Source organism: Oscillibacter sp. UBA6647 (assembly GCA_002455655.1).
Classification (GTDB): Bacteria; Bacillota; Clostridia; order Oscillospirales; family Oscillospiraceae; genus Oscillibacter.
The window spans coordinates 1-3,040 of sequence record DKLF01000112.1 but is presented as its reverse complement, the minus strand read 5'-3'; the positions used below and the strand labels follow the sequence as shown (position 1 = coordinate 3,040).

Sequence of the window (3,040 nt, the reverse complement as noted above, 5' to 3'; positions counted from 1 at the left end):
TTGCAGTTCACCATGCCGATCGCCGCCTCGTCCGCGATGATGGCGGAGATGGTGTCCGCGCTGGTATCGCCGGGTACGGCAATCATGTCCAGCCCCACAGAGCACACACAGGTCATGGCCTCCAGCTTGTCAATGCTTAGCGTCCCGGCCCGGGCGGCGGCAATCATCCCCTCGTCCTCGCTGACGGGGATAAATGCGCCCGAAAGCCCGCCCACGGAGGAGGACGCCATCACGCCGCCCTTTTTCACCGCGTCGTTCAGCAGAGCAAGAGCCGCTGTGGTCCCGTGGGTGCCGCAGGTTTCAAGCCCCATTTCTTCCAGAATCCTAGCCACGGAATCACCCACAGCGGGAGTAGGTGCAAGGCTTAAATCCACAATGCCAAAGGGTACGTCCAGCCGGCGGGATGCTTCCTGCGCCACCAACTGGCCCATGCGCGTAATGCGGAACGCAGTCTTTTTCACCGTCTCCGCCAGCTCGTCAAAGGGGCGGCCTCGAACGGCCTTCAATGCACTGCACACCACGCCCGGGCCGGAGACGCCCACGTTGATCACATGCTCGGCCTCCCCCACTCCGTGAAAGGCTCCGGCCATAAAGGGGTTGTCCTCCACTGCGTTGCAAAACACCACCAGCTTGGCGCAGCCAAGCCCGTCCCGGTCAGCCGTGCGCGCGGCCGTCTCCTTGACAATGCGGCCCATCAGGGCCACCGCGTCCATGTTGATGCCCGCCTTGGTGGAGCCCACGTTGACGGAGGAGCATACCAATTCCGTAGATGCCAGCGCCTCGGGAATCGAGCGGATGAGCTTTTCGTCCGCCTTCGTCATTCCTTTTTGCACCAGAGCGGAATATCCGCCGATAAAGTTCACGCCGCAAGCCCCGGCCGCTCGGTCCATGGCCAGAGCAAAAGGCACGTAGTTCTCCGTGTCGGAGGATCCGGCCACCAGCGCCATGGGCGTGACGGAAATCCGCTTGTGAACGATGGGAATGCCAAATTCCCGCTCAATGTCCTCCCCGGTTTTCACCAGCTTTTCTGCGGATTTTGTAATTTTATCATAAATTTTTTGGCAGGCCCGCACGGGGTCGGGATCGCAGCAATCCAGAAGCGAAATGCCCATCGTGACGGTGCGGATGTCCAGATGCTGCTGATCAATCATCTCAATGGTGGAGAGAATGTCCTTTTGATTTAACATGGCCTCTCCCTCAAATGCGGTGCATGGCGTCGAAAATTTCCTCCCGCTGGATGCGGATGGAGATATCAAGCTGCTTGCCCAGAGTGTCCAGCCGTGCGCCCAGCTCCCCGATGGGCACGGGGGCCTTGCCCACGTCCACCGCCATGACCATGGTGAAGCTCCCCTGCATGATGGTCTGCGTGATATCCAGAATATTGACGTTATTCTCTGCCAGAAGCGTGCAAACGCCGGCAATAATGCCGACTTTGTCCTCCCCTACCACCGTTACGATTGCGTTCATTTGTATCTTCCTCTCTGTTGTTTTTGCGCAGGCCGCGCCGCGCCGTTCCACTGTAAAATTCCATGCAAAGCAGGGAAAGGGCCGCCCATCGGCGCCCTTTCCCCCGCGTGCCGTCAGCACGGAATGGTTGCCATGGCCGCCACGTCCGCCGGGTCCAAAAAAGGCCCGAAGGCAGGCGGCAGGAAAGTCAGCATGATAAATAAAATACCCATCGCCACCGCCAAAACCATCCAGACGGAGCGATCCCCCTTGGAAAGAATACCCCTCTGGGCCAGCGCCAGCGCCATGGCCGACAATACAATCCACGCCAGCAGATACGCCCCCGGTCCCGGCCCGATGGCGCTCAGCACCCAGAAAATCAGGACGGCGGCTAACGATGCCAGCGTAAGCCAGGGAAGCCGTTCAGAGAATTTTCCGCCGTCCCGCAAAGGGATGACCACAGCCAACAGCAGCGGCCAGAACAGCAGCTTCCCAAGCTCCCACGGACTTGCAAACCGAGGCGTCAGCACGGCAAAAACCGGGTTGCTTCCCGCCGAGCGAAGCAGCAATAAAAACAGCCCCGCCAGCAGAACCGTCATAAAGCGGATGGAAAAATGCGTAAAACGATTTTTCATAGGACGACTCACCTCCCTGAGACTTTATGCGCCCCAGAGAGAAATCAGAACCGCTTGGTCCCTTTCAGGCCCCGTCGCTGTGAAAATCAGGTTTCGTCGAAGAATTTTGCGTGGATGGCGCGGACGGCCTTATCCACATCCGCCTCGTCCAGCAGGACGGAGACGCGGATTTCGGAAGTGTTGATCATCTGAATGTTGATGCCCGCCTCATACAGCGCTTCAAACATTCTGGCGGCCACGCCGCAGTTGCTCATCAGTCCCATGCCCACGATAGACACCTTGCCGATGTGCTCGTCGGTGTTGATGTGGTCGAATTTCAGCGCCGTCTTGTGCTCCTCCAGCAGCTCCACAGCCTGCTCTACGTCCTTTTTGTGGACGGTGAAGGTGATGTCCTTTGTGTCTTCCCGGCCAATGGACTGCAAAATCACGTCCACGTTGATGTTGCCCTTGCTCAAAAGGTCAAAGACCTGAAACGCCACGCCGGGGTTGTTTTGCAGGCCCACCAGGGCAATGCGGGCAATACTGGAATCCTTAACCACGCCCGCGATATTCGTCTTTTCCACTTTCGTAACCTCCTTGATAGTCGTGCCAGGCTTATCCTCCAAGCTGGACACGACCTGCAAATTCACATGAAATTTCTTTGCCAGCTCCACGCTGCGGTTATGAAGCACCTGTGCTCCCTGACTTGCCAGCTCCAGCATTTCGTCATAGGTAATCTCACTGAGCTTTTTGGCGTTTGGCACGACCCGGGGGTCGGTGGTATAAACGCCGTCCACATCCGTAAAGATCTGGCACAGCGACGCATGGAAGGTAGCCGCCAGCGCCACGGCGCTGGTATCTGACCCGCCCCGGCCCAGCCTGGTAATGTTTCCGGCGCGGTCAATGCCCTGAAAGCCCGCCACCAGAACGATGCGGCGCTGGTCCAGTTCGGACTGAATCCGCTCCGCGTCTATCCGCTT

4 protein-coding genes are annotated in these 3,040 nt (G+C 58.5%); all 4 read right to left on the bottom strand.

Annotated features, from left to right (window positions below; genetic code table 11):
- The coding region (locus B2W96_RS08475; RefSeq protein ID WP_293009854.1) for a PFL family protein at nucleotides 1-1,187 on the bottom strand (1,187 nt) is incomplete at its 3' end.
- 10 nt (nucleotides 1,188-1,197) lie between these two features.
- Nucleotides 1,198-1,467, bottom strand: a complete 270-nt coding sequence (locus B2W96_RS08470) for an ACT domain-containing protein (RefSeq protein WP_293009853.1) — start codon at nucleotides 1,465-1,467, stop codon at nucleotides 1,198-1,200.
- A 113-nt stretch (nucleotides 1,468-1,580) separates the two neighbouring features.
- Nucleotides 1,581-2,081, bottom strand: a complete 501-nt coding sequence (locus B2W96_RS08465) for a hypothetical protein (protein ID WP_293009852.1) — start codon at nucleotides 2,079-2,081, stop codon at nucleotides 1,581-1,583.
- 86 nt (nucleotides 2,082-2,167) lie between these two features.
- A partial coding sequence (locus B2W96_RS08460; protein ID WP_293009851.1) for an aspartate kinase occupies nucleotides 2,168-3,040 on the bottom strand: 873 nt, incomplete at its 5' end.

Bases quoted from the DNA above. Each gene is read 5' to 3' on its own strand.
- B2W96_RS08470 (WP_293009853.1), bottom strand. From the start codon at position 1,467: ATGAACGCAATCGTAACGGTGGTAGGGGAGGACAAAGTCGGCATTATT.
- B2W96_RS08465 (WP_293009852.1), bottom strand. From the start codon at position 2,081: ATGAAAAATCGTTTTACGCATTTTTCCATCCGCTTTATGACGGTTCTG.